The sequence below is a fragment of the Stenotrophomonas genospecies 3 genome, assembly GCF_054473855.1.
Map to the genome: position 1 here is coordinate 1 of NZ_JBTMUR010000025.1, position 19,544 is coordinate 19,544.

The following is a 19,544-nucleotide window of genomic DNA, read 5'->3' on the forward strand; positions in this document are numbered from 1 at the left end:
GGCGCCGCCAAGCTGCCGGAAGGCGTCGAAATGGTGATGCCGGGTGACAACGTCAAGATGGAAGTCACCCTGATCAACCCGGTGGCCATGGACGAAGGTCTGCGCTTCGCCATCCGCGAAGGCGGCCGTACCGTCGGCGCCGGCGTGGTCTCGAAGATCATCGAGTAATCTGGTAGTATCAGCGCCCCGATGTTGCCTGGGTAGGGCATCGGGGCGTATCAAATGGGAAAGCAGGCACAGGATGTGCCTTGTGTTCCCCGGACCAGGAAGGGTCAATGCCATTCAGGCGGCGTCAACAGGCGACTGTTGACAGCTGCCTTGCGTGCCATTATGCTTCTACGTCTGGGCAGGCCGGGTAACTGGTCTGCCTACGTTTTTGAGGTCTATGGAGTGACCTTGGCGGCCTGCAGGACTGTGGGTCGTCCGTATTCAGGAATTTCATGGGACAAAGCAACCCAGAGGCTTTGTCTGTCGCTCTTTTAACGAAGGAACCTACCGCCATGGCGGACCAAAAGATCCGGATCCGGCTGAAAGCGTTCGATCATCGTCTGATCGACCGTTCGGCCAGCGAGATCGTTGAAACGGCAAAGCGGACCGGCGCGCAAGTGCGTGGCCCGATCCCGCTGCCGACCAAGATCGAGCGTTACACCGTTCTCGTTTCCCCGCACGTCGACAAGGACGCGCGTGACCAGTACGAGACCCGCACGCACAAGCGCGTGCTCGATATCGTTGACCCGAATGACAAGACCGTGGACGCGCTGATGAAGCTCGAACTGGCTGCCGGCGTCGACGTTCAGATCAAGCTGACCTGAGGACTACGACCATGACGAAGAAGTATTCGTTGGGCTTCGTGGGCCGCAAGGCTGGCATGAGCCGCGTGTTCACTGAAGATGGCCGCTCCATCCCGGTGACCCTGATCGAAGCAACCCCGAACCGCATCGCGCAGATCAAGACCGTCGAAACCGACGGCTACAGCGCCGTGCAGGTGACCGTCGGCGCGCGTCGCGCTGCCCTGGTCAACAAGCCGGAAGCCGGCCACTTCGCCAAGGCGAAGGTGGAAGCGGGTCGTGGCCTGTGGGAATTCCGCGTTGAAGACGCGCAGCTCGGCGATTTCGCCGTTGGCGGCGAAGTCAAGGCGGACATCTTCGAAGTCGGCCAGATCGTCGACGTCCAGGGTGTCACCAAGGGTAAGGGCTTCCAGGGCACCATCAAGCGCCACAACTTCCGTATGGGCGATGCAACCCACGGTAACTCGCTGTCGCATCGCGCGCCGGGTTCGCTGGGTCAGCGCCAGACCCCGGGTCGCGTTTTCCCGGGCAAGAAGATGTCGGGCCACATGGGCGCGGTGCAGCAGAGCACCCAGAACCTGGAAGTGGTCAAGGTCGACGTCGAGCGCGGTCTGATCGCCGTTCGCGGCGCCGTTCCGGGCGCGGCGGGTGGCGACGTGATCGTCCGTCCGGCGAGCAAGGCATAAGGAGAGATGACGATGGAACTCGTTATCACGGGTAGCAACAACAAGGTCTCGGTCTCCGACGCCGTGTTCGGTCGCGATTTCAGCGAAGATCTGGTCCACCAGGTCGTCGTTGCCTACCGCAACGCCGGTCGCGCCGGCACCAAGGCACAGAAGACTCGCTCCGAAGTGGCTGGTACCACCAAGAAGTCGAAGAAGCAGAAGGGCGGCGGCGCGCGTCATGGCGCACTGACGGCTCCGATCTTCGTCGGCGGCGGTGTCACCTTCGCGGCCAAGCCGCGCAGCTTCGAGCAGAAGGTCAATCGCAAGCAGTACCGTGCCGCCATGTGCGCGATCCTGTCCGAGCTGAACCGTCAGGGCCGTCTGACCATCGTGGAGTCCTTCGACGTCGAAGTGACCAACACGAAGGGTCTGATCGCCAAGCTGGCCGGCCTGGAAGTGGGCAAGCGCCCGCTGATCGTCACCGAAGAAGCGTCCGAGCACCTGTACCTGTCCGCCCGCAATCTGCCGTACGTGCAGGTGCGTGACGTCCAGGGTCTGGATCCGGTCTCGCTGGTGGGTGCCGACACGGTCGTCATCACCGCTGACGCGGTCAAGAAGGTCGAGGAGTGGCTGGCATGAACAGCAACGAAAAAATCTTCAGCGTGCTGCGTGCCCCGCGTGTCTCCGAAAAGACCGCGCGCCTGCAGGAACTCTCCAACCAGTATGTCTTCGAAGTTTCGAACGAAGCCACCAAGGCCGATGTAAAGGCCGCGGTTGAGCAGCTGTTCGACGTCAAGGTCGAAGCCGTCAACGTGGTCAACGTCAAGGGCAAGAACAAGTCCTTCCGTAACCGTGCTGGCCGCCGCGGCGATTGGCGCAAGGCGTACGTTCGCCTGGCCGATGGCCAGTCGATCGATGTAACGGCCAAGGCCTGAGGTACATCCCATGCCATTGATGAAATTCAAGCCCACTTCCCCCGGCCGCCGTTCGGCCGTGCGCGTGGTCACTCCCGACCTGCACAAGGGTGCTCCGCACGCTGCGCTGGTCGAGTCGCAGAGCCGCTCGGGTGGTCGTAACCACCATGGCCGCATCACCGTGCGTCACGTCGGTGGTGGTGCCAAGCAGCACTACCGCATCATCGACTTCAAGCGCAACAAGCTGGGCATCCCGGCGCGCGTGGAACGCATCGAATACGATCCGAACCGCACCGCGCACATCGCTCTGCTGTGCTACGTCGACGGTGAGCGTCGCTACATCATCGCCCCGAAGGGCCTGAAGGCTGGTGATCAGGTGATCGCTGGTTCGGATGCCCCGATCAAGGCTGGCAACACCCTGCCGCTGCGCAACATTCCGGTCGGCACCACCATCCACTGCATCGAACTGAAGCCGGGCAAGGGCGCTCAGATCGCTCGCGCCGCTGGTGCGGCCGTGCAGCTGGTGGCTCGCGAAGGCATCTACGCCACCCTGCGCCTGCGCTCGGGTGAAATGCGTAAGGTTCCGGTCGAGTGCTGCGCCACCATCGGCGAAGTCGGCAACGACGAGCACAGCCTGGAAAAGCTGGGCAAGGCCGGTGCCAAGCGTTGGCGCGGCGTCCGCCCGACCGTTCGTGGTGCTGCCATGAACCCGGTTGACCACCCGCACGGTGGTGGTGAGGCGAAGGCCGGCCAGGGTAACCCGCATCCGGTCACCCCGTGGGGTGTCCCGACCAAGGGTTACAAGACGCGCCATAACAAGCGCACTCAGCAGTTCATCGTCCGCGATCGTAGGGGCTAATCGACCATGGCACGTTCACTCAAGAAGGGCCCGTTCGTCGATCACCACCTCGTCAAGAAGGTGGAGGCCGCTGCGGGCAGCAAGAAGCCGATCAAGACCTGGTCGCGCCGTTCGATGATCCTGCCTGACATGGTAGGCGTCACCATTGCCGTGCATAACGGCAAGAACCACATCCCGGTTCTCGTCAACGAGAACATGGTCGGCCACAAGCTTGGCGAATTTGCCATCACCCGGACCTTCAAGGGTCACGGTGGTGACAAGAAGTCGGGCAAGTAAGGAGAGATGACAATGGAAGCGAAAGCCATCCTGCGCACTGCGCGCATCTCCCCGCAGAAGGCTCGTCTGGTCGCTGACCAGGTGCGCGGTCTGCCGGCCGAGCGTGCGGTCAACCTGCTGAAGTTCTCGGACAAGAAGGCTGCCCACCTGATCAAGAAGGTGGTGGAGTCGGCAATTGCCAACGCCGAGAACAACCAGGGCGCCGACGTCGACGAGCTGAAGGTTCAGACCATCATGGTTGATGAAGGTCCGACCCTGAAGCGTTTCATGGCGCGGGCGAAAGGCCGCGGTACCCGCATCCTCAAGCGCACCAGCCACATCACTGTGGTTGTGGGCGCCGCCAAGTAAGCGGATAAGGAAAAGACCATGGGTCATAAAGTTCATCCGATTGGTATCCGCCTCGGCATTTCCAAGGACTGGAACTCCAAGTGGTACGCCAACAAGGCCGAGTTCGCTGGTTACCTGGCAGCCGACCTGAAAGTGCGCGAAATGCTGCGCAAGAAGCTGGCTCAGGCCGGCATCAGCAAGATCCTGATCGAGCGTCCGGCCAAGACCGCTCGCGTGACGATCCACACCGCCCGTCCGGGCGTGGTGATCGGCAAGCGCGGTGAGGACATCGAGAAGCTGCGCAAGGAAGTGAGCGAGATGATGGGCGTCCCGGCGCACATCAACGTCACCGAAGTGCGCAAGCCGGAACTGGACGCGCAGCTCGTTGCCGAGTCGATCGCCCAGCAGCTGGAGCGTCGCATCATGTTCCGCCGTGCAATGAAGCGCTCGGTCGGCAACGCGATGCGTCTGGGTGCCCTGGGCATCAAGGTCAACGTCGGTGGCCGCCTCAACGGTGCAGAAATCGCCCGTTCGGAGTGGTACCGCGAAGGCCGCGTGCCGCTGCACACCCTGCGTGCCGACATCGACTATGGCTTCGCTGAAGCCAAGACGACCTACGGCATCATCGGCATCAAGGTCTGGATCTACAAGGGCGAGGTCTTCGATTTCTCCCAGGTTGGCCAGGAAAAGCAGGACGACACCCCGTCGCGCAACGATCGTCACGATCGCGGCGACCGTGGTGACCGTCAGCGCCCGGCCCGTGAAGCGAGGTAACGACAATGTTGCAACCCAAGCGAACCAAGTACCGCAAGGTACACAAGGGCCGTAACGATGGCCTGAGCTGGAGCGCCAACGCTGTCAGCTTCGGCGAATACGGCCTGAAGGCAACCGCACACGGTCAGCTGACCGCGCGTCAGATCGAAGCGGCCCGCCGCTCGATCAGCCGCTACGTCAAGCGCGGCGGCAAGATGTGGATCCGCGTGTTCCCCGACAAGCCCATCACCAAGAAGCCCATCGAAGTCCGAATGGGTTCTGGTAAGGGCAACGTGGAATACTGGGTGGCCCAGATCCAGCCCGGCCGCATGATCTATGAAATCGAGGGTGTTTCCGAGGAAGTGGCTCGCGAGGCGTTCCGCCTGGCCGCCGCCAAGCTCTCGGTCACCACCACTTTCGTGACCCGTACGGTGCGCTGATGGATATCAAAACTCTCCGTGAAAAGTCGGCTGACGAACTCAAGGCCCACCTGATCGACCTGCGTAAGGAACAGTTCTCTGTCCGTATGCAGCAGGTCACCGGCCAGCTGCCGAAGACCCACGACATTCGCCGGGTCCGCCGCGAGATTGCTCGCGTCAAGACCCTGCTCGGCAGCACGAAGTAAGGATGGCCGCTATGAGCGACAATACTGAAAAGAAGACGCTGCGCACGGTCGAAGGCCGTGTCGTCAGCAACAAGATGGACAAGACGGTTACCGTCCTGGTTGAGCGTCAGGTCAAGCACGCGCTGTACGGCAAGTACATCAAGCGCTCGACGAAGCTGCACGCCCACGATGCCGACAACGCCTGCAAGGAAGGCGATGTCGTCCGCGTGACCGAGATTGCTCCGATGTCCAAGACCAAGAACTGGCGCGTGGTGGAAGTCATCACGCGCGCGGCTGAATAAGGAGCTGAATCATGATCCAGATGCAGAGCTACCTTGACGTCGCGGACAATTCGGGTGCCAAGCAGGTGATGTGCTTCAAGGTGCTGGGTGGTTCCAAGCGCCGTTACGCCGGCATCGGCGACATCATCAAGGTCACCGTGAAGGATGCGATTCCGCGCGGCAAGGTCAAGAAGGGTGAAGTGTATGACGCCGTCGTGGTGCGTACCCGCAAGGGTGTGCGTCGCGCCGACGGCTCGCTGATCCGCTTCGACGGCAACGCTGCCGTTCTGCTGAACAGCAAGCAGGAGCCGATCGGTACCCGTATCTTCGGGCCGGTGACCCGTGAACTTCGTTCGGAGAAGTTCATGAAGATCGTCTCGCTCGCTCCCGAAGTGCTGTGAGCGACAGGAGATAATCATGGCTAACCGTATCAAGAAGGGCGACCAGGTTGTCGTCAACGCTGGCAAGGACAAGGGCAAGCAGGGCGAAGTCGTCCGCGTCGACGGCGACCGTGTGGTCGTCGCCAACGTGAACATCGTCAAGCGCCACACCAAGCCGAACCCGCAGGCAGGTGTTGCCGGCGGCGTGGTCGAGCGCGAAGCTTCGATCCATATCTCCAACGTGAATGTTCTGAACCCGGCTTCGGGCAAGGGCGAACGCGTTGGCTTCAAGGTGCTGGAGGATGGACGCAAACTGCGTGTGTTCCGCTCCAGCGGTGAGGCGCTCGACGCCTGAGGAATGAGAAGATGAGTTCCCGTCTCGAAAAGTTCTACAAGGACGAAGTGGTGCCGGCGCTGATGAAGCAGTTCGGCTACACCAATCCGATGGAAGTGCCGAAGCTGGTCAAGGTCACCCTGAACATGGGTGTCGGCGAAGCGGCCACCAACAAGAAGATCCTGGAAAACGCCGTCGGCGACATGACCAAGATTTCCGGCCAGAAGCCGGTTGTCACCAAGTCGCGTGTGTCGGTTGCGTCGTTTAAGATCCGCGATGGTTGGCCGATCGGCTGCAAGACCACGCTGCGTCGCCACAAGATGTACGAGTTCCTGGATCGCCTGATCAACATCTCGCTGCCGCGCGTGCGCGACTTCCGTGGTGTTTCCGGTCGTTCCTTCGACGGCCGCGGCAACTTCAACATGGGTGTGAAGGAGCAGATCATCTTCCCGGAAATCGACTTCGACGCTGTCGACGCGATCCGCGGTATGGATATCGCCATCACCACCACTGCGAAGACCGACGCGGAAGCGAAGGCGCTGCTGGCAGCGTTCAAGTTCCCGTTCCGTAACTGATCTGTCGAGGAAACCGAAATGGCAAAGACCTCCATGGTCAACCGCGACATCAAGCGGGAAAAGCTGGCAAAGAAGTACGCTGAAAAGCGTGCAGCTCTGAAGAAGATCGTGTCCTCCGTGGACGCGACCTACGAAGAGAAGATCGACGCCGCAACCAAGCTGGCCAAGCTGCCGCGCGATTCGTCGCCGAGCCGCCAGCGCAACCGTTGCGAGCTGTCGGGTCGTCCGCGTGGCGTCTACAGCAAGTTCGGCCTGGGCCGTAACAAGCTGCGTGAAGCCACCATGCGTGGCGACGTCCCGGGTCTGCGCAAGGCCAGCTGGTAATCCCAGCCGGCCCTGCGATCAGGAGCCCCTTCGGGGGTTCCTGAACCGGGCAGGGGAGGCATTCAGCTTTTCCGACGCAAAAAAACCGAAGAGCCCGGCGCAAGCCGGGCTCTTTTGGCGTATACTCCCGCGTCTTGCCCTGTGCAGACGGGGTTGTAGGAGTGGGCTTCCGGCCCGCTGCAACAAGGGACCTGGCCCGTTTCCAGGAGACAACAGATTTTCGCGAAAGCGGATATCGGTGCACTCAAAGGTACTCATATGAGCATGACTGATCCCATCGCCGACCTGCTGGTCCGCATCAAGAATGCGGCCGCGGTTGGCAAGCAGACGGTGAAAGCCCCGTCGTCCAAGATCAAGGTTGCGATTGCCCAGGTCCTGAAGGACGAGGGTTACATCACCGACCTGCGCGTGACCCAGCTGGAAAACAACAAGTCCGAGCTGGAAATCGTGCTGAAGTATTTCGAAGGCAAGCCGGTCATCGCGACCCTGAAGCGCTTCTCGCGTTCGGGCCTGCGCCAGTACCGCGGCAAGAGCGAGCTGCCGAAGGTCATGAACGGCCTGGGTATCTCCATCATTTCCACCTCCAAGGGCATCATGACTGATGCGCAGGCGCGCCAGCTGGGCGTCGGCGGCGAAGTCCTGTGCTTCGTGGCCTAAGGCGAAAGGAGTAGAACTATGTCCCGCGTAGCCAAGAAGCCGATCGACCTGGGTAAGGTTGAACTGAACGTCCAGTCGGACAGCGTCACCGCCAAGGGCCCGAAGGGCACCCTGTCGCTGGCCAAGCCGGCCGGTATTGCCATCAACGTCGACAACGGCGTTGCCACCCTGAGCACCGAGAACGCCGACCTGGTCGCACTGACCGGTACCGTGCGTGCGATCCTGTCCAACATGGTCAAGGGCGTGTCCGAAGGCTTCGAGCGCAAGCTGGAGCTGGTCGGCGTGGGTTACCGCGCTGCCATGCAGGGCAAGGACCTGAGCCTGTCGCTGGGCTTCTCGCATCCGGTCGTGTTCGTGGCGCCGGAAGGCATCACCCTGTCGACCCCGACCCAGACCGAGATCCTGGTCCAGGGCGCTGACAAGCAGGTCGTCGGTGAAGTTGCCGCCAAGATCCGTGCGTTCCGCAAGCCGGAGCCGTACAAGGGCAAGGGCGTGAAGTACTCCGACGAAGTCATCATCCGTAAGGAAGCCAAGAAGGCATAAGCGCGAGTCCCTCGCAAGAGCCCGCACATCCCTGTGCGGACTTCTCAGGGAAAAGCTCTTCCTTCAGCTTTCAAGGAATAATCAAAATGAACAAGAACATCGCCCGCCTGCGTCGCGCCAAGTCGACCCGCGCCCACATCCGTGAGCTCGGCGTCGCCCGCCTGTCGGTGCTGCGCACCGGCCAGCACCTGTACGCCCAGGTCTTCACCGCCGACGGTTCCAAGGTGCTGGCTGCTGCCAACACCACCCAGACCGACGTCATGGAAGGTCTGAAGAACGGCAAGAACGCCGACGCCGCCGCCAAGGTCGGCCGTATCGTCGCCGAGCGCGCCAAGGCCGCCGGCGTCGAGAAGGTTGCCTTCGATCGTTCGGGCTACCGCTACCACGGCCGCATCAAGGCCCTGGCAGAAGCCGCCCGCGAAGCCGGCCTGCAGTTCTAAGGGACAAGGGCAGGGGGTCATTGGCCTCCTGCCTGCCTGCTCGCCAGCCTGAGTGAGGCTGGACGGCGCCGCTCTTCTGCAGCGGCCCACCGGAACGCCGCGTCACGCCACAACCATAAGCGGCTTCGAGCCGTACATACCCAAACAACCAAGGAATCAACATGGCAGAAGAGCGTCAGCAGCGGGGTCGCGATCGCGACCGTAACCGCGAAGAGAAGATCGACGACGGCATGATCGAAAAGCTGGTCGCGGTCAACCGCGTCAGCAAGACCGTCAAGGGTGGCCGCCAGTTCACCTTCACCGCCCTGACCGTTGTCGGCGACGGCGAAGGCAAGGTCGGTTTCGGTTATGGCAAGGCCCGCGAAGTGCCGGTCGCCATCCAGAAGTCGATGGAACAGGCCCGCAAGAACCTGGTCAGCGTTGACCTGAACAACGGCACCCTGTGGCACACCATCAAGGATGGTCACGGCGCAGCCCGCGTGTTCATGCAGCCGGCTTCGGAAGGTACCGGCGTCATCGCCGGCGGTGCCATGCGCGCCGTGCTGGAAGCGGTTGGCGTGAAGAACGTGCTGGCCAAGGCCACCGGTTCGCGCAACCCGATCAACCTGGTGCGTGCCACCGTGAAGGGCCTGTCTGCTGCGCAGTCGCCGGCCCGCATCGCGGCCAAGCGCGGCAAGAAGGTGGAGGAACTCAACCATGGCTAATGAGTCCAACAAGACTGTCAAGGTCCGCCTGGTGCGTGGCCTGCGTGGCACCCAGTCGCGTCACCGCCTGTCGGTGCGTGCCCTGGGCCTGAACAAGCTCAACGATGTGCGTGAACTGAAGGACAGCCCGCAGGTGCGCGGCCTGATCAACAAGGTTCAGTACCTCGTCCAGGTTGAGGAGTAATCGACCATGACTCTGCGTCTCAATGAACTGAGCCCGGCACCGGGCGCCCGCACCGAGCGTACCCGCGTCGGTCGCGGTATCGGCTCGGGCCTGGGCAAGACTGCCGGCCGCGGCCACAAGGGTTCGTTCGCCCGCAAGGGTGGCGGCAAGATCAAGGCTGGCTTCGAAGGCGGCCAGACCCCCATGCAGCGTCGTCTGCCGAAGATCGGCTTCCGTTCGCCGATCGCCAAGGACACCGCTGAAGTGCTGCTGTACGCGCTGGACAAGCTGCCGGCCGGTGAGATCGACTTCGCCGCCCTGCGTGCTGCCAAGCTGGTCCCGAGCACTGCAAAGAAGGCCAAGGTCGTCGTCAAGGGCGAAGTGACCAAGGCGTTCACCCTGAAGGGTATCGCTGCCACGGCTGGTGCCAAGGCTGCGATCGAAGCTGCCGGCGGCAGCGTAACGGAGTAAGAAAATCATGGCGCAAGCTGGCATCGGTAACCTCGCGGGCGGAATGGGCAAGTTCACTGAACTTCGCCAACGTTTGCTGTTCGTCGTCGGGGCTTTGATCGTCTATCGCATCGGCTGCTACGTGCCGGTGCCGGGCGTCAATCCCGATGCCATGCTTGCCATGATGCAACAGCAGGGCGGCGGCATCGTGGACATGTTCAACATGTTCTCGGGCGGCGCCCTGCACCGTTTCAGCATCTTCGCGCTGAACGTGATGCCGTACATTTCGGCATCGATCGTGATGCAGCTGGCCGTGCACATCTTCCCCGCCCTGAAGGCGATGCAGAAGGAAGGTGAGTCCGGCCGCCGCAAGATCACCCAGTATTCGCGCATCGGCGCCGTGCTGCTGGCAGTGGTGCAGGGTGGCTCGATCGCACTGGCCCTGCAGGGCCAGGTCTCGCCGTCGGGCGCTCCGGTCGTGTACGCGCCGGGCATGGGCTTCGTGCTCACCGCCGTGGTCGCGCTGACCGCCGGCACCATGTTCCTGATGTGGGTCGGTGAGCAGGTCACCGAACGCGGCATCGGCAACGGCGTGTCGCTGATCATCTTCGCCGGTATCGTCGCTGGCCTGCCGGGTGCGATCATCCACACCTTCGACGCCTACCGCGACGGCAACATCCAGTTCATCCAGCTGCTGCTGATCGCCATCGTCGTGCTCGCCTTCACCTTCTTCGTGGTGTTCGTCGAGCGTGGCCAGCGCCGGATCACGGTCAACTACGCGCGCCGCCAGGGCGGTCGCAACGCGTACATGAACCAGACCTCGTTCCTGCCGCTGAAGCTCAACATGGCCGGCGTCATCCCGGCGATCTTCGCCTCGAGCCTGCTGGCCTTCCCGGCCACCCTGGCCATGTGGTCCGGTCAGGCTGCCAACCAGAGCAGCTTCGGCCAGGTCCTGCAGAAGGTCGCCAATGCCCTCGGCCCGGGCGAGCCGCTGCACATGATCGTGTTCGCTGCGCTGATCACCGGTTTCGCGTTCTTCTATACCGCGCTGGTGTTCAACTCGCAGGAAACCGCCGACAACCTGAAGAAGTCGGGCGCGCTGATTCCGGGCATCCGTCCGGGCAAGGCCACCGCCGATTACATCGACGGCGTGCTGACCCGCCTGACCGCAGCCGGCTCGGCCTACCTGGTGATCGTCTGCCTGCTGCCGGAACTGATGCGCACGCAGCTGAACGCCTCGTTCTACTTCGGTGGTACTTCGCTGCTGATCGTGGTGGTGGTGGTGATGGACTTCATCGCCCAGGTGCAGGCGCACCTGATGTCCCACCAGTACGAGAGCCTGCTGAAGAAGGCCAACCTGAAGGGCGGCAACCGCGGCGGTTTTGCCCGCGGCTGATTGGCCTGTTATACTTTCGTCTTCCTGACGTGATGGTCCCTCCGCTTCGCGGACTCCGGCCACACAAACGAAGGGCGGCCCCCGCAGCGGTTCCGGGTGGGGGTGTGATGAGGTGGTCCCGCGCTGGAGTAGCGCGGGCGGCCCCGGGGGAAACCCCAGGTCCAACCCCATCCGGCGCCGGAGCCTGGGCACACTCCCCAGGCCGGGTTCATGAAACCAATGGTTTCACGGGCTTCCATGTAAACCGGAACCTTGTTAGTATCGCTAGTTCACTTTTTTGATCCATCCTGCCGGATTGGCGTGCCCGAGGCGCGCTGTCGGCCATCACTCAGCTGGAGAACCGCGTCATGGCGCGTATTGCAGGCGTCAACCTGCCAGCCCAGAAGCATGTCTGGGTCGGGTTGCAAAGCATTTACGGCATCGGCCGTACCCGTTCGAAGAAGGTCTGCGAAGTCGCAGGCGTTGCTTCGACCACCAAGATCCGCGATCTGTCGGAGCCGGAAATCGAGCGCCTGCGCGCCGAAGTCGGCAAGTACATCGTGGAAGGCGATCTGCGCCGTGAGATCGGCATCGCGATCAAGCGCCTGATGGACCTGGGCTGCTACCGTGGCCTGCGTCACCGTCGTGGCCTCCCGCTGCGTGGCCAGCGCACCCGTACCAACGCCCGCACCCGCAAGGGTCCGCGCAAGGCGATCAAGAAGTAAGGGACTGAGAAATGGCTAAGCCCGCTGCTAAGACCAAGAAGAAGATCAAGCGCGTCGTCACCGACGGCGTTGCCCACGTCCACGCTTCGTTCAACAACACCATCGTCACCATCACCGACCGCCAGGGCAACGCTCTGTCGTGGGCGACCTCCGGTGGCGCTGGCTTCCGCGGTTCGCGCAAGTCGACCCCGTTCGCTGCCCAGGTGGCGGCTGAAAAGGCCGGTCGTGCTGCGCTGGACTACGGCGTGAAGTCGCTGGAAGTCCGCATCAAGGGCCCGGGTCCGGGCCGTGAGTCGGCCGTGCGTTCGTTGAACAACGTCGGCTACAAGATCACCAACATCATCGACGTGACGCCTATCCCGCACAACGGGTGCCGTCCGCCGAAGAAGCGTCGCGTCTAAAGGGAGCGATAAGAAATGGCTCGTTATATCGGTCCTACCTGTAAGCTCGCCCGTCGCGAAGGCGCCGACCTGTCCCTGAAGAGCCCGGCGCGTGCGCTGGACTCGAAGTGCAAGCTGGAGCAGAAGCCCGGCCAGCACGGCGCCACTGCCCGCAAGGGCAAGCTGTCCGACTACGCCACCCAGCTGCGTGAAAAGCAGAAGGTCAAGCGTATCTACGGCCTGCTGGAGCGTCAGTTCCGCAACTACTACAAGAAGGCCTCGACCAAGAAGGGCAACACCGGCGAGAACCTGCTGCAGCTGCTGGAAACCCGCCTGGACAACGTCGTCTACCGCATGGGCTTCGCCGTGACCCGTCCGGCTGCCCGTCAGCTGGTGTCGCACCGCGGCGTCACCGTGAATGGCAAGTCGGTCAACCTGGCTTCGTACCAGGTCAAGGCTGGCGACGCCATCGCTCTGTCTGAAAAGGCTGCCAAGCAGCTGCGCGTCCAGGAAGCCCTGACCGTCGCCGCCCAGCATGACCTGAGCCCGTCGTGGGTTGAAGTGGATTCCGGGAAGTTCACCGGCATCTTCAAGGCTGTTCCGGATCGTTCGGATCTGCCTGCGGACATCAACGAAGCGCTGATCGTCGAGCTGTATTCGAAGTAATTCACATTGGAGAGCCCCCGGCGACGGCCGGGGGTTCACTAGGAGAACCCGCAACATGACGGTTACCGCCAACCAGGTTCTGCGTCCTCGCGGTCCGCAGATCGAACGCCTTACCGACACCCGTGCAAAGGTCGTTATCGAACCTTTGGAGCGGGGTTACGGGCATACGCTGGGTAATGCCCTGCGTCGCGTGCTGCTGTCGTCCATCCCGGGCTTCGCCATCACGGAAGTCGAAATCGACGGCGTGTTGCATGAGTACACCACGGTCGAAGGTCTGCAGGAGGACGTGCTCGAAGTCCTGCTGAACCTCAAGGACGTGGCCATCCGTATGCACTCCGGCGACAGCGCCACCCTGTCCCTGTCCAAGCAGGGCCCGGGCGTTGTCACCGCTGCCGACATCAAGGTCGACCACAATGTGGAGATCCTGAACGGCGAACACGTGATCTGCCACCTGACCAAGGATACGGCGATCAACATGCGTCTGAAGATCGAACGTGGTTTCGGCTACCAGCCGGCTGCCGCGCGTCGTCGTCCGGACGAAGAAACCCGTGCCATCGGCCGTCTGGTCCTGGATGCCTCGTTCTCGCCGGTCCGCCGCGTCGCCTATGCCGTGGAAGCGGCCCGCGTCGAACAGCGTACCGACCTGGACAAGCTGGTCATCGATATCGAGACCAACGGCACCATCGACGCCGAGGAAGCCGTGCGCACCGCCGCCGACATCCTCAGCGACCAGCTGTCGGTGTTCGGTGACTTCACCCACCGCGACCGCGGTGCGGCCAAGCCGGCCAACAACGGCGTGGATCCGGTGCTGCTGCGCCCGATCGACGATCTGGAGCTGACCGTGCGTTCGGCCAACTGCCTGAAGGCTGAAAGCATCTACTACATCGGCGATCTGATCCAGAAGACCGAAGTGGAGCTGCTGAAGACCCCGAACCTGGGCAAGAAGTCGCTCACCGAGATCAAGGAAGTGCTGGCTCAGCGCGGCCTGTCGCTCGGCATGAAGCTGGAGAACTGGCCGCCGGCCGGTGTCGCCAGCCACGGCATGCTGGGCTGATATCGGTAATGCCTGAAGGCTCCACCGTTCGCGGTGGGGCCTTCAACGCAACACACCATGCCACGACGAACCCCAGGTTCGCGCGGCAGGTCGCCCAGGACGGGTGGCCAGGACCAACCGCAGTCCGCGCAGCAACGCCAGGATGGCGACAACGATCCGCACAGTCTCATCATTAACCAAGGAATATCACCATGCGTCACCAGAAGTCTGGCCGTAAGTTCAGCCGTACCAGCGCCCACCGCGAAGCGATGTTCAAGAACATGGCTGCCTCGCTGTTCAAGCACGAGCTGATCAAGACCACCCTGCCGAAGGCCAAGGAACTGCGCCGCGTTGCCGAGCCGCTGATCACCCTGGCCAAGGTCGACTCCGTCGCCAACCGCCGTCTGGCCTTCGCCCGCCTGCGCGACAACGAAGCCGTGGGCAACCTGTTCACCATCCTGGGCCCGCGCTACGCGAACCGTCCGGGCGGCTACCTGCGTCTGCTGAAGTGCGGCTTCCGCGCTGGCGACAACGCGCCGATGGCCTACGTCGAGCTGGTTGACCGTCCGGTCGTGGCCGAGGAAGTGGCCGAGTAATCGGACCGATCCAATGCGACACAGCGAAAGCCCGGCCTCTGCCGGGCTTTTGCGTTTCCGGGGTCGGATTCCTTTCCGCAGGACAGGGCTCTGACCCACACCGTTCCGACAGGCGTCACCTGTGGCGGTTCGAATGGCGCGCACTCTCGGTTACGCTTGGCGCCTGATCCATTCGAGCGTTGACGATGAATCCACTGCGCTGGCCCTTCCGCGCCCAGTTCTTCCTGGGCTTCCTGATCTGCGCGGGCCTGCTTGGCTACGCGATCTTCCTGCAGCTGAAGATGGGCCTGGAGCCGTGTCCGCTGTGCATCTTCCAGCGCCTGGCCTTCGCTGCGCTTGGCCTGCTGTTCCTGATTGGTGCACTGCATGGTCCGTCCAACCGCCCGGGACGCGCGACCTATGGCGTGCTGGCGTTCATTGCCGCCGCAGTGGGCGTGGGCATCGCCGCGCGCCACGTCTACGTGCAGATGCTGCCGCCGGAAATGGGGTCCACCTGTGGCCCGCCGCTGGCCTTCCTGAGCGAAACCATGGGGCCGCTGGAAGTGTTCCGCACGGTGCTGACTGGTACCGGCAACTGCGGCAACATCGACTGGACCTTCCTGGGTCTGACCATGCCGATGTGGTCGGGCGTGTGGTTCGTGCTGCTGGCGCTGTGGGCGCTGGTGGTGTCGCTGCGCAAGGTCAAGCGCTGAGGCAAGGTAGTGCCGGCCGCTGGTCGGCAACCTCGTGAACGACGGCAGCTTTCCCGTAGATGCCGGCCAGCGGCCGGCACTACCTCAGAAATCCTGCTGCAGGCTCAGGTAGGCGCCGCGGCGCGGTCCCCATTGCGGGGCGAACACGCCGACGCCACCGCCATCGCGCAGCTGGTAGCTGCGGTCCAACGCGTTGATCACCGCCAGCTGCACATGCAGTGGATGGCCGCTGTCGACGTTGAAGTCGTGCCCGGCGCTGAGGTTCACCTGCAGGTAGGACGGCAGCTCGCCACCGTTGGGCACGCCCTCGATGTCCGAACGCAGGCCGCTGCCGAACACGTAGTTGGCCCCGATCCGGTTGTGCCCGGCGAAGGCATAGCTGAGGCCACCCGACGAGGTCAGCTTCTGGTCGTGGTCGAGGTGGATCCAGTGGTTGGCCACATAGGCCAGCGCCTCGGGATCGAGGTTGTACTGGCTGGTGATGACATCCGTACCGATGGCTTTGTTCAGCGCGGCATTGAAGTAGGCACTGAACGGACCGTTGCTGTAGTCGGCACTGAACTCCAGGCCACGGATGTGTCCGCGGCGGTAGTTGAAGGTCGAGTAGATGTAGGCGGCGCCGAACTGGCCTTCGTCCTGCAGGCGGGCGACGCGGCGGTCGTACGCATCCAGTCCAAGGGTCAGGTGTTCGCCCAGTTGCTGCGAGACGCCGATGTCGTAGTAGTCGCTGCGCTCGGCCAGCGGCGTGTTGTTGCCGCCGCTGGGCTGCTGGTTGGTGGTGCCGTCATACAGGGCGATATCGCTGCTGGCGATCAGCTCACTGGCCGGTGGCGTGAAGTAACGCGAGTAGCCGGCGTGCACGGTGGTGCTGTCGCTGGCATTCCAGACCACGCCCACGCGCGGGCTGAGCTGGCCCTCGGTGCGGCCGAAGGCCTTGTAGCGGTCACCGCGCAGACCGTAGTTGACGGTCCAGTCGTCGCCGATTTTCCACTCATCCTGTACGTACAACGCCAGCGTGCTGGCATGGAAGGCGCTGTGGTCAGGAATCAGCAGCGGCGTGGTGCTGGACTGCTGGCCGCCGTCATCAACCGGGAACACCGAGGTGTTGCTGCTGGCCCGTGCGTTCTCGTAGTTGCCGTACAAGCCGTAGCGCAGCGTGTGGTCGTTGCCCAGTGGTGTGGAGAAGTCGGCCTGCAGGGTGTTGGCACGGTTGCTGCGCTGCACCTGCGAGGCGACGCCACTGAACACCAGATCGCCGATGACGTCCGGGTTGAACGCCACATCGCTGTAGCGCTGCCCGGCCGACAGTTGGTAGGCGGTGCTGCCCAGCGTGCCCTGCAGTACCAGCATGCCGAAGCGGGTGGTCTCGCGCTGGGTCTCATCCAGCTGGCTGGAATCGAAGGTGGTGGTATCGAGATAGCCGAATTGTGGCGTCTGCCCCGGATTGACCGGAATCTGGAAGCGGTTGTTGGCGAAGCCGGCGAGCACGCTCACGCGGGTGTTGTCGTTGACCAGGTAGGTGAGGTCGGCGAAGGCCTTTCCCTGGTGAGTATCGTCGTGCAGCGGCTTGCGCGAGTTGGTGGGGTTCTCCAGGCCAACCTCATGCTGGTCGTAGTTGCCGGTCAGGAACCAGCTCCAGCGCCCCTGGTTGCCCCACCAGGAGGCGTTCGGATTGATCTTGCCGAACGAGCCGGTGGTCAGCCCCGCGCTGCCGCCATTGCCCAGCTCGGCACCGTTGCGGGTGGTGATGTCGACCACCGCTGCGGTGCGCTCGCCGAACTGCGCCGGCAGTGCGCCGTCCATCAGGCGGATGCTCTTGATGGTGCGCGCGTCCAGGGTCTGGCCGAAGCCGGAGATCGATTCGGGCAGCAGCACGCCGTTGATGCGGTACTGCAGGTTGGCGTGGTCGCCACGCACATGCACGCCGCCATAGGAGTCCTGGACCACGCCAGGGGCCTGCAGCAGTACCTGGCTGAGTGGTGCGGAGGCACCCAGCGGCTGCTTCTGGATGTCCTCGGCGGTGATCTGGTACTGGCTGCTGCCGATGTCCGGCGACAGCGTGTTGCGGGCCTGGTCGAGCTGGGCGTGGACGGTGACCGCATCCAGATCCTTGACGGACGAAGAGGTGTCGTCGGCTGCCGAGGCGAGGGCGGGCAGGCTGGCCAGGGCCAGGGCGAAGGTGATGCCGGTAGCGAGGGGCAAGGGCTTCATGGTGGGAGAGGTGGCGGCTGGATGTGGAAGGGGCCGGTCCATGACATGGAAGTGTTACTCCATAACAAAGCATGCGCCTGTCCCGGGCGGCTGACCATGCAGGATCTGGCCGCTGGCGTCGGCCTTTCTCTGCCGTTCAGGCGAGCAGGTCGGCCGGACCGGCCCTTTGCGTCAGCGGCCGGCTCTGCGACCATGACCGCCCCCCATCCCGGAAGTCTGCAATGAGCCTGTCCGCCGTTCCGCCCGTGCCCGATCCCGCCGCGACCGCCGCCGGCGCTGCCTGGTCGCCGGAGAGCTGGCGAGGCAAGACCGCGCTGCAGATGCCGACCTATCCCGACCCGGTAGCCTTGGACGCCGCCCTGCACGAGCTGAAGCGGCTGCCGCCGCTGGTGACTTCCTGGGAGATCCTGGCGCTGAAGCAGCAGCTGGCCGAGGCGCAGGAAGGCAAGCGCTTCCTGCTGCAGGGCGGCGACTGCGCGGAGAACTTCAGCGACTGCGAATCGGGCACCATTTCCAACCGGCTGAAGGTGCTGCTGCAGATGAGCCTGGTGCTGGTGCATGGCCTGCGCCAGCCGGTGATCCGCGTCGGCCGTTTCGCCGGCCAGTACGCCAAGCCGCGTTCGGCCGATACCGAGACCCGCGACGGCGTGACCCTGCCCAGCTATCGCGGCGATGTGATCAATGCGCCGGCGTTCACCGAGGCGGCGCGCCTGCCGGACCCGAATCGGATGCTGCAGGCGCATGCACATTCGGCGATGACCATGAACTTCGTGCGTGCGCTGATCGACGGCGGTTTCGCCGACCTGCACCACCCCGAGTACTGGAACCTGGAATGGGTGAGCCATTCGCCGTTGGCCGCCGACTACCAGAAGATGGTGGCCTCGATCGGCGATGCAGTGCATTTCATGGAGACCCTGGCCGGGGCCCGCGTTCACAACCTCAACCGCATCGATTTCTACACCTCGCATGAAGCACTGCTGCTGCCCTACGAGCAGGCGCTGACCCGGCAGGTGCCGCGCCAGCAGGGCTGGTTGAACCTGAGCACGCATTACCCGTGGATCGGCATGCGCACGGCTGCGCTCGATGGCGCGCACGTGGAATACCTGCGTGGCGTGCGCAATCCGATTGCGATCAAGGTCGGCCCGTCGGTGACGCCGGACCAGCTGCTGCGCCTGATCGACGTGCTCAATCCGCATGACGAGCCGGGCCGACTGAGCTTCATCCACCGCATGGGTGCAGCGCAGATCGCCGAGAAGCTGCCGCCGCTGCTGGATGCGGTCAAGCGTGATGGCCGCCGCGTGCTGTGGGTGTGCGATGCGATGCATGGCAACACCGAAAGCACTGCCAATGGCTTCAAGACGCGTCGCTTCGACAACGTGCGTGGCGAAGTGGAGATGTCGTTTGATCTGCACGCGGCCGCGGGAACGCGACTGGGCGGTGTGCACCTGGAGCTGACCGGCGAAGACGTGACCGAGTGCACCGGTGGCGCGCGCGAACTGACCGAGCGTGACCTGGAGCGCGCCTACCGTTCGACGGTGGACCCGCGGTTGAACTACGAGCAGTCGCTGGAGATCGCGATGGCGATCGTGCGCAAGCAGGAGCAAGTGCGGTAAGGGTTTTTCGGCAGGGCTTGCAGCCCTGCACCTGCTGCAGTCAACGTCAACGTCAACAGCGGGCATTCCGTGGATTGGCGGGGCGGTGTCGGAGTGCGGGGACGCCGCAAGTACGTCCATGTAGGCTTGGCAGCCGCATCCATGCGGCTGACACCCCGCACTCCGACACCGCCCCGCCTCTGACAGATTCCGGCGGCTGTTGGTAGGTGTCGACCT

At 63.4% G+C, this 19,544-nt stretch carries 31 protein-coding genes; 30 read left to right on the forward strand and 1 reads right to left on the reverse strand.

All coding sequences use genetic code 11. The features are described from left to right. The 29 genes from ACX9OT_RS21110 to ACX9OT_RS21250 all read left to right on the forward strand — a co-directional run. The coding region (locus ACX9OT_RS21110; protein ID WP_459003594.1) for an EF-Tu C-terminal domain-related protein at positions 1-168 on the forward strand (168 nt) is incomplete at its 5' end. A gap of 332 nt (positions 169-500) precedes the next feature. Beyond that, positions 501-812 carry a 30S ribosomal protein S10 gene (gene rpsJ, locus ACX9OT_RS21115; protein WP_005408208.1) on the forward strand — a complete coding sequence of 104 codons (312 nt, stop codon included), beginning with the start codon at positions 501-503 and terminating at the stop codon, positions 810-812. Between the two features lie 11 nt (positions 813-823). Beyond that, a complete protein-coding gene (rplC, locus tag ACX9OT_RS21120) occupies positions 824-1,474 on the forward strand; it encodes a 50S ribosomal protein L3 (protein WP_004145336.1) in 651 nt (216 codons plus the stop codon). A gap of 12 nt (positions 1,475-1,486) precedes the next feature. Further along, positions 1,487-2,092 carry a 50S ribosomal protein L4 gene (gene rplD, locus ACX9OT_RS21125; protein WP_004145337.1) on the forward strand — a complete coding sequence of 202 codons (606 nt, stop codon included), beginning with the start codon at positions 1,487-1,489 and terminating at the stop codon, positions 2,090-2,092. Further along, positions 2,089-2,388 carry a 50S ribosomal protein L23 gene (gene rplW / locus ACX9OT_RS21130; RefSeq protein WP_004145338.1) on the forward strand — a complete coding sequence of 100 codons (300 nt, stop codon included), beginning with the start codon at positions 2,089-2,091 and terminating at the stop codon, positions 2,386-2,388. The genes rplD and rplW overlap by 4 nt, the downstream gene beginning before the upstream one ends. A 10-nt stretch (positions 2,389-2,398) precedes the next feature. Continuing rightward, positions 2,399-3,226, forward strand: a complete 828-nt coding sequence (rplB, locus tag ACX9OT_RS21135) for a 50S ribosomal protein L2 (protein ID WP_004145339.1) — start codon at positions 2,399-2,401, stop codon at positions 3,224-3,226. Positions 3,227-3,232: 6 nt separating this feature from the next. Beyond that, entirely contained in the window at positions 3,233-3,502 is a 270-nt protein-coding gene (gene rpsS, locus ACX9OT_RS21140) for a 30S ribosomal protein S19 (RefSeq protein WP_004154485.1), read from the forward strand. Between the two features lie 12 nt (positions 3,503-3,514). Continuing rightward, positions 3,515-3,850, forward strand: coding sequence for a 50S ribosomal protein L22 (gene rplV / locus ACX9OT_RS21145; protein WP_004145348.1), 336 nt, complete (start codon positions 3,515-3,517; stop codon positions 3,848-3,850). Positions 3,851-3,868: 18 nt separating this feature from the next. Then, complete coding sequence (gene rpsC / locus ACX9OT_RS21150; protein WP_004145350.1) at positions 3,869-4,603, forward strand: 30S ribosomal protein S3; 735 nt, start codon at positions 3,869-3,871, stop codon at positions 4,601-4,603. A gap of 5 nt (positions 4,604-4,608) precedes the next feature. Next, positions 4,609-5,022 carry a 50S ribosomal protein L16 gene (gene rplP, locus ACX9OT_RS21155; RefSeq protein WP_004154486.1) on the forward strand — a complete coding sequence of 138 codons (414 nt, stop codon included), beginning with the start codon at positions 4,609-4,611 and terminating at the stop codon, positions 5,020-5,022. Further along, entirely contained in the window at positions 5,022-5,207 is a 186-nt protein-coding gene (gene rpmC, locus ACX9OT_RS21160) for a 50S ribosomal protein L29 (protein ID WP_004154487.1), read from the forward strand. The genes rplP and rpmC overlap by 1 nt, the downstream gene beginning before the upstream one ends. Before the next feature lie 11 nt (positions 5,208-5,218). Then, a complete protein-coding gene (gene rpsQ, locus ACX9OT_RS21165; protein WP_004154489.1) occupies positions 5,219-5,488 on the forward strand; it encodes a 30S ribosomal protein S17 in 270 nt (89 codons plus the stop codon). A gap of 11 nt (positions 5,489-5,499) precedes the next feature. Beyond that, positions 5,500-5,868, forward strand: a complete 369-nt coding sequence (gene rplN / locus ACX9OT_RS21170; protein WP_004145357.1) for a 50S ribosomal protein L14 — start codon at positions 5,500-5,502, stop codon at positions 5,866-5,868. Positions 5,869-5,884: 16 nt separating this feature from the next. Then, a complete protein-coding gene (gene rplX / locus ACX9OT_RS21175) occupies positions 5,885-6,202 on the forward strand; it encodes a 50S ribosomal protein L24 (RefSeq protein WP_004154490.1) in 318 nt (105 codons plus the stop codon). Positions 6,203-6,213: 11 nt separating this feature from the next. After that, on the forward strand, positions 6,214-6,756 hold the full coding sequence (gene rplE / locus ACX9OT_RS21180) for a 50S ribosomal protein L5 (protein ID WP_004154491.1): 543 nt from the start codon (positions 6,214-6,216) through the stop codon (positions 6,754-6,756). An 18-nt stretch (positions 6,757-6,774) separates the two neighbouring features. Then, on the forward strand, positions 6,775-7,080 hold the full coding sequence (gene rpsN / locus ACX9OT_RS21185; protein ID WP_005408209.1) for a 30S ribosomal protein S14: 306 nt from the start codon (positions 6,775-6,777) through the stop codon (positions 7,078-7,080). A gap of 258 nt (positions 7,081-7,338) precedes the next feature. Then, positions 7,339-7,737 carry a 30S ribosomal protein S8 gene (rpsH, locus tag ACX9OT_RS21190; RefSeq protein ID WP_005408210.1) on the forward strand — a complete coding sequence of 133 codons (399 nt, stop codon included), beginning with the start codon at positions 7,339-7,341 and terminating at the stop codon, positions 7,735-7,737. Between the two features lie 18 nt (positions 7,738-7,755). Continuing rightward, positions 7,756-8,280 carry a 50S ribosomal protein L6 gene (gene rplF, locus ACX9OT_RS21195; protein ID WP_005408211.1) on the forward strand — a complete coding sequence of 175 codons (525 nt, stop codon included), beginning with the start codon at positions 7,756-7,758 and terminating at the stop codon, positions 8,278-8,280. 80 nt (positions 8,281-8,360) lie between these two features. Further along, positions 8,361-8,720, forward strand: coding sequence for a 50S ribosomal protein L18 (gene rplR / locus ACX9OT_RS21200; RefSeq protein ID WP_024957318.1), 360 nt, complete (start codon positions 8,361-8,363; stop codon positions 8,718-8,720). Positions 8,721-8,881: 161 nt separating this feature from the next. Then, positions 8,882-9,424, forward strand: a complete 543-nt coding sequence (gene rpsE, locus ACX9OT_RS21205) for a 30S ribosomal protein S5 (RefSeq protein WP_005408213.1) — start codon at positions 8,882-8,884, stop codon at positions 9,422-9,424. Beyond that, positions 9,417-9,608, forward strand: a complete 192-nt coding sequence (gene rpmD / locus ACX9OT_RS21210) for a 50S ribosomal protein L30 (RefSeq protein WP_005408214.1) — start codon at positions 9,417-9,419, stop codon at positions 9,606-9,608. The genes rpsE and rpmD overlap by 8 nt, the downstream gene beginning before the upstream one ends. Positions 9,609-9,614: 6 nt before the next feature. Beyond that, positions 9,615-10,058, forward strand: coding sequence for a 50S ribosomal protein L15 (gene rplO / locus ACX9OT_RS21215; protein ID WP_004154498.1), 444 nt, complete (start codon positions 9,615-9,617; stop codon positions 10,056-10,058). Positions 10,059-10,065: 7 nt separating this feature from the next. Then, positions 10,066-11,433 carry a preprotein translocase subunit SecY gene (secY, locus tag ACX9OT_RS21220; protein WP_005408215.1) on the forward strand — a complete coding sequence of 456 codons (1,368 nt, stop codon included), beginning with the start codon at positions 10,066-10,068 and terminating at the stop codon, positions 11,431-11,433. Positions 11,434-11,780: 347 nt separating this feature from the next. Next, complete coding sequence (rpsM, locus tag ACX9OT_RS21225; RefSeq protein ID WP_004154500.1) at positions 11,781-12,137, forward strand: 30S ribosomal protein S13; 357 nt, start codon at positions 11,781-11,783, stop codon at positions 12,135-12,137. A gap of 11 nt (positions 12,138-12,148) precedes the next feature. After that, the gene (gene rpsK / locus ACX9OT_RS21230; RefSeq protein ID WP_004145443.1) at positions 12,149-12,538 is read left to right on the forward strand and encodes a 30S ribosomal protein S11; all 390 of its coding nucleotides are present in this window, start codon (positions 12,149-12,151) and stop codon (positions 12,536-12,538) included. 15 nt (positions 12,539-12,553) lie between these two features. Beyond that, positions 12,554-13,183 (forward strand): 30S ribosomal protein S4, encoded by a 630-nt coding sequence (rpsD, locus tag ACX9OT_RS21235; protein ID WP_004145446.1) that lies wholly within the window; start codon positions 12,554-12,556, stop codon positions 13,181-13,183. Positions 13,184-13,238: 55 nt separating this feature from the next. Further along, positions 13,239-14,237, forward strand: coding sequence for a DNA-directed RNA polymerase subunit alpha (locus tag ACX9OT_RS21240; protein WP_010483975.1), 999 nt, complete (start codon positions 13,239-13,241; stop codon positions 14,235-14,237). Positions 14,238-14,428: 191 nt separating this feature from the next. Continuing rightward, the gene (rplQ, locus tag ACX9OT_RS21245; RefSeq protein WP_005408217.1) at positions 14,429-14,812 is read left to right on the forward strand and encodes a 50S ribosomal protein L17; all 384 of its coding nucleotides are present in this window, start codon (positions 14,429-14,431) and stop codon (positions 14,810-14,812) included. Positions 14,813-14,997: 185 nt separating this feature from the next. After that, positions 14,998-15,504 carry a disulfide bond formation protein B gene (locus ACX9OT_RS21250; RefSeq protein ID WP_010483974.1) on the forward strand — a complete coding sequence of 169 codons (507 nt, stop codon included), beginning with the start codon at positions 14,998-15,000 and terminating at the stop codon, positions 15,502-15,504. 84 nt (positions 15,505-15,588) lie between these two features. Here ACX9OT_RS21250 and ACX9OT_RS21255 read toward each other — a convergent pair whose 3' ends face one another. Then, complete coding sequence (locus ACX9OT_RS21255; RefSeq protein ID WP_459003590.1) at positions 15,589-17,715, reverse strand: TonB-dependent receptor; 2,127 nt, start codon at positions 17,713-17,715, stop codon at positions 15,589-15,591. Positions 17,716-17,936: 221 nt separating this feature from the next. Here ACX9OT_RS21255 and ACX9OT_RS21260 point away from each other — a divergent pair, with 221 nt between their 5' ends. Further along, positions 17,937-19,328: a class II 3-deoxy-7-phosphoheptulonate synthase gene (locus ACX9OT_RS21260; RefSeq protein ID WP_459003592.1), complete on the forward strand. Its 1,392-nt coding sequence runs from the start codon at positions 17,937-17,939 to the stop codon at positions 19,326-19,328. Positions 19,329-19,544 lie beyond the last annotated feature (216 nt).

Bases quoted from the DNA above. Each gene is read 5' to 3' on its own strand.
- rpsJ (WP_005408208.1), top strand. From the start codon at position 501: ATGGCGGACCAAAAGATCCGGATCCGGCTGAAAGCGTTCGATCATCGT.
- rplC (WP_004145336.1), top strand. From the start codon at position 824: ATGACGAAGAAGTATTCGTTGGGCTTCGTGGGCCGCAAGGCTGGCATG.
- rplD (WP_004145337.1), top strand. From the start codon at position 1,487: ATGGAACTCGTTATCACGGGTAGCAACAACAAGGTCTCGGTCTCCGAC.
- rplW (WP_004145338.1), top strand. From the start codon at position 2,089: ATGAACAGCAACGAAAAAATCTTCAGCGTGCTGCGTGCCCCGCGTGTC.
- rplB (WP_004145339.1), top strand. From the start codon at position 2,399: ATGCCATTGATGAAATTCAAGCCCACTTCCCCCGGCCGCCGTTCGGCC.
- rpsS (WP_004154485.1), top strand. From the start codon at position 3,233: ATGGCACGTTCACTCAAGAAGGGCCCGTTCGTCGATCACCACCTCGTC.
- rplV (WP_004145348.1), top strand. From the start codon at position 3,515: ATGGAAGCGAAAGCCATCCTGCGCACTGCGCGCATCTCCCCGCAGAAG.
- rpsC (WP_004145350.1), top strand. From the start codon at position 3,869: ATGGGTCATAAAGTTCATCCGATTGGTATCCGCCTCGGCATTTCCAAG.
- rplP (WP_004154486.1), top strand. From the start codon at position 4,609: ATGTTGCAACCCAAGCGAACCAAGTACCGCAAGGTACACAAGGGCCGT.
- rpmC (WP_004154487.1), top strand. From the start codon at position 5,022: ATGGATATCAAAACTCTCCGTGAAAAGTCGGCTGACGAACTCAAGGCC.
- rpsQ (WP_004154489.1), top strand. From the start codon at position 5,219: ATGAGCGACAATACTGAAAAGAAGACGCTGCGCACGGTCGAAGGCCGT.
- rplN (WP_004145357.1), top strand. From the start codon at position 5,500: ATGATCCAGATGCAGAGCTACCTTGACGTCGCGGACAATTCGGGTGCC.
- rplX (WP_004154490.1), top strand. From the start codon at position 5,885: ATGGCTAACCGTATCAAGAAGGGCGACCAGGTTGTCGTCAACGCTGGC.
- rplE (WP_004154491.1), top strand. From the start codon at position 6,214: ATGAGTTCCCGTCTCGAAAAGTTCTACAAGGACGAAGTGGTGCCGGCG.
- rpsN (WP_005408209.1), top strand. From the start codon at position 6,775: ATGGCAAAGACCTCCATGGTCAACCGCGACATCAAGCGGGAAAAGCTG.
- rpsH (WP_005408210.1), top strand. From the start codon at position 7,339: ATGAGCATGACTGATCCCATCGCCGACCTGCTGGTCCGCATCAAGAAT.
- rplF (WP_005408211.1), top strand. From the start codon at position 7,756: ATGTCCCGCGTAGCCAAGAAGCCGATCGACCTGGGTAAGGTTGAACTG.
- rpsE (WP_005408213.1), top strand. From the start codon at position 8,882: ATGGCAGAAGAGCGTCAGCAGCGGGGTCGCGATCGCGACCGTAACCGC.
- rpmD (WP_005408214.1), top strand. From the start codon at position 9,417: ATGGCTAATGAGTCCAACAAGACTGTCAAGGTCCGCCTGGTGCGTGGC.
- rplO (WP_004154498.1), top strand. From the start codon at position 9,615: ATGACTCTGCGTCTCAATGAACTGAGCCCGGCACCGGGCGCCCGCACC.
- secY (WP_005408215.1), top strand. From the start codon at position 10,066: ATGGCGCAAGCTGGCATCGGTAACCTCGCGGGCGGAATGGGCAAGTTC.
- rpsM (WP_004154500.1), top strand. From the start codon at position 11,781: ATGGCGCGTATTGCAGGCGTCAACCTGCCAGCCCAGAAGCATGTCTGG.
- rpsK (WP_004145443.1), top strand. From the start codon at position 12,149: ATGGCTAAGCCCGCTGCTAAGACCAAGAAGAAGATCAAGCGCGTCGTC.
- rpsD (WP_004145446.1), top strand. From the start codon at position 12,554: ATGGCTCGTTATATCGGTCCTACCTGTAAGCTCGCCCGTCGCGAAGGC.
- ACX9OT_RS21240 (WP_010483975.1), top strand. From the start codon at position 13,239: ATGACGGTTACCGCCAACCAGGTTCTGCGTCCTCGCGGTCCGCAGATC.
- rplQ (WP_005408217.1), top strand. From the start codon at position 14,429: ATGCGTCACCAGAAGTCTGGCCGTAAGTTCAGCCGTACCAGCGCCCAC.
- ACX9OT_RS21250 (WP_010483974.1), top strand. From the start codon at position 14,998: ATGAATCCACTGCGCTGGCCCTTCCGCGCCCAGTTCTTCCTGGGCTTC.
- ACX9OT_RS21255 (WP_459003590.1), bottom strand. From the start codon at position 17,715: ATGAAGCCCTTGCCCCTCGCTACCGGCATCACCTTCGCCCTGGCCCTG.
- ACX9OT_RS21260 (WP_459003592.1), top strand. From the start codon at position 17,937: ATGAGCCTGTCCGCCGTTCCGCCCGTGCCCGATCCCGCCGCGACCGCC.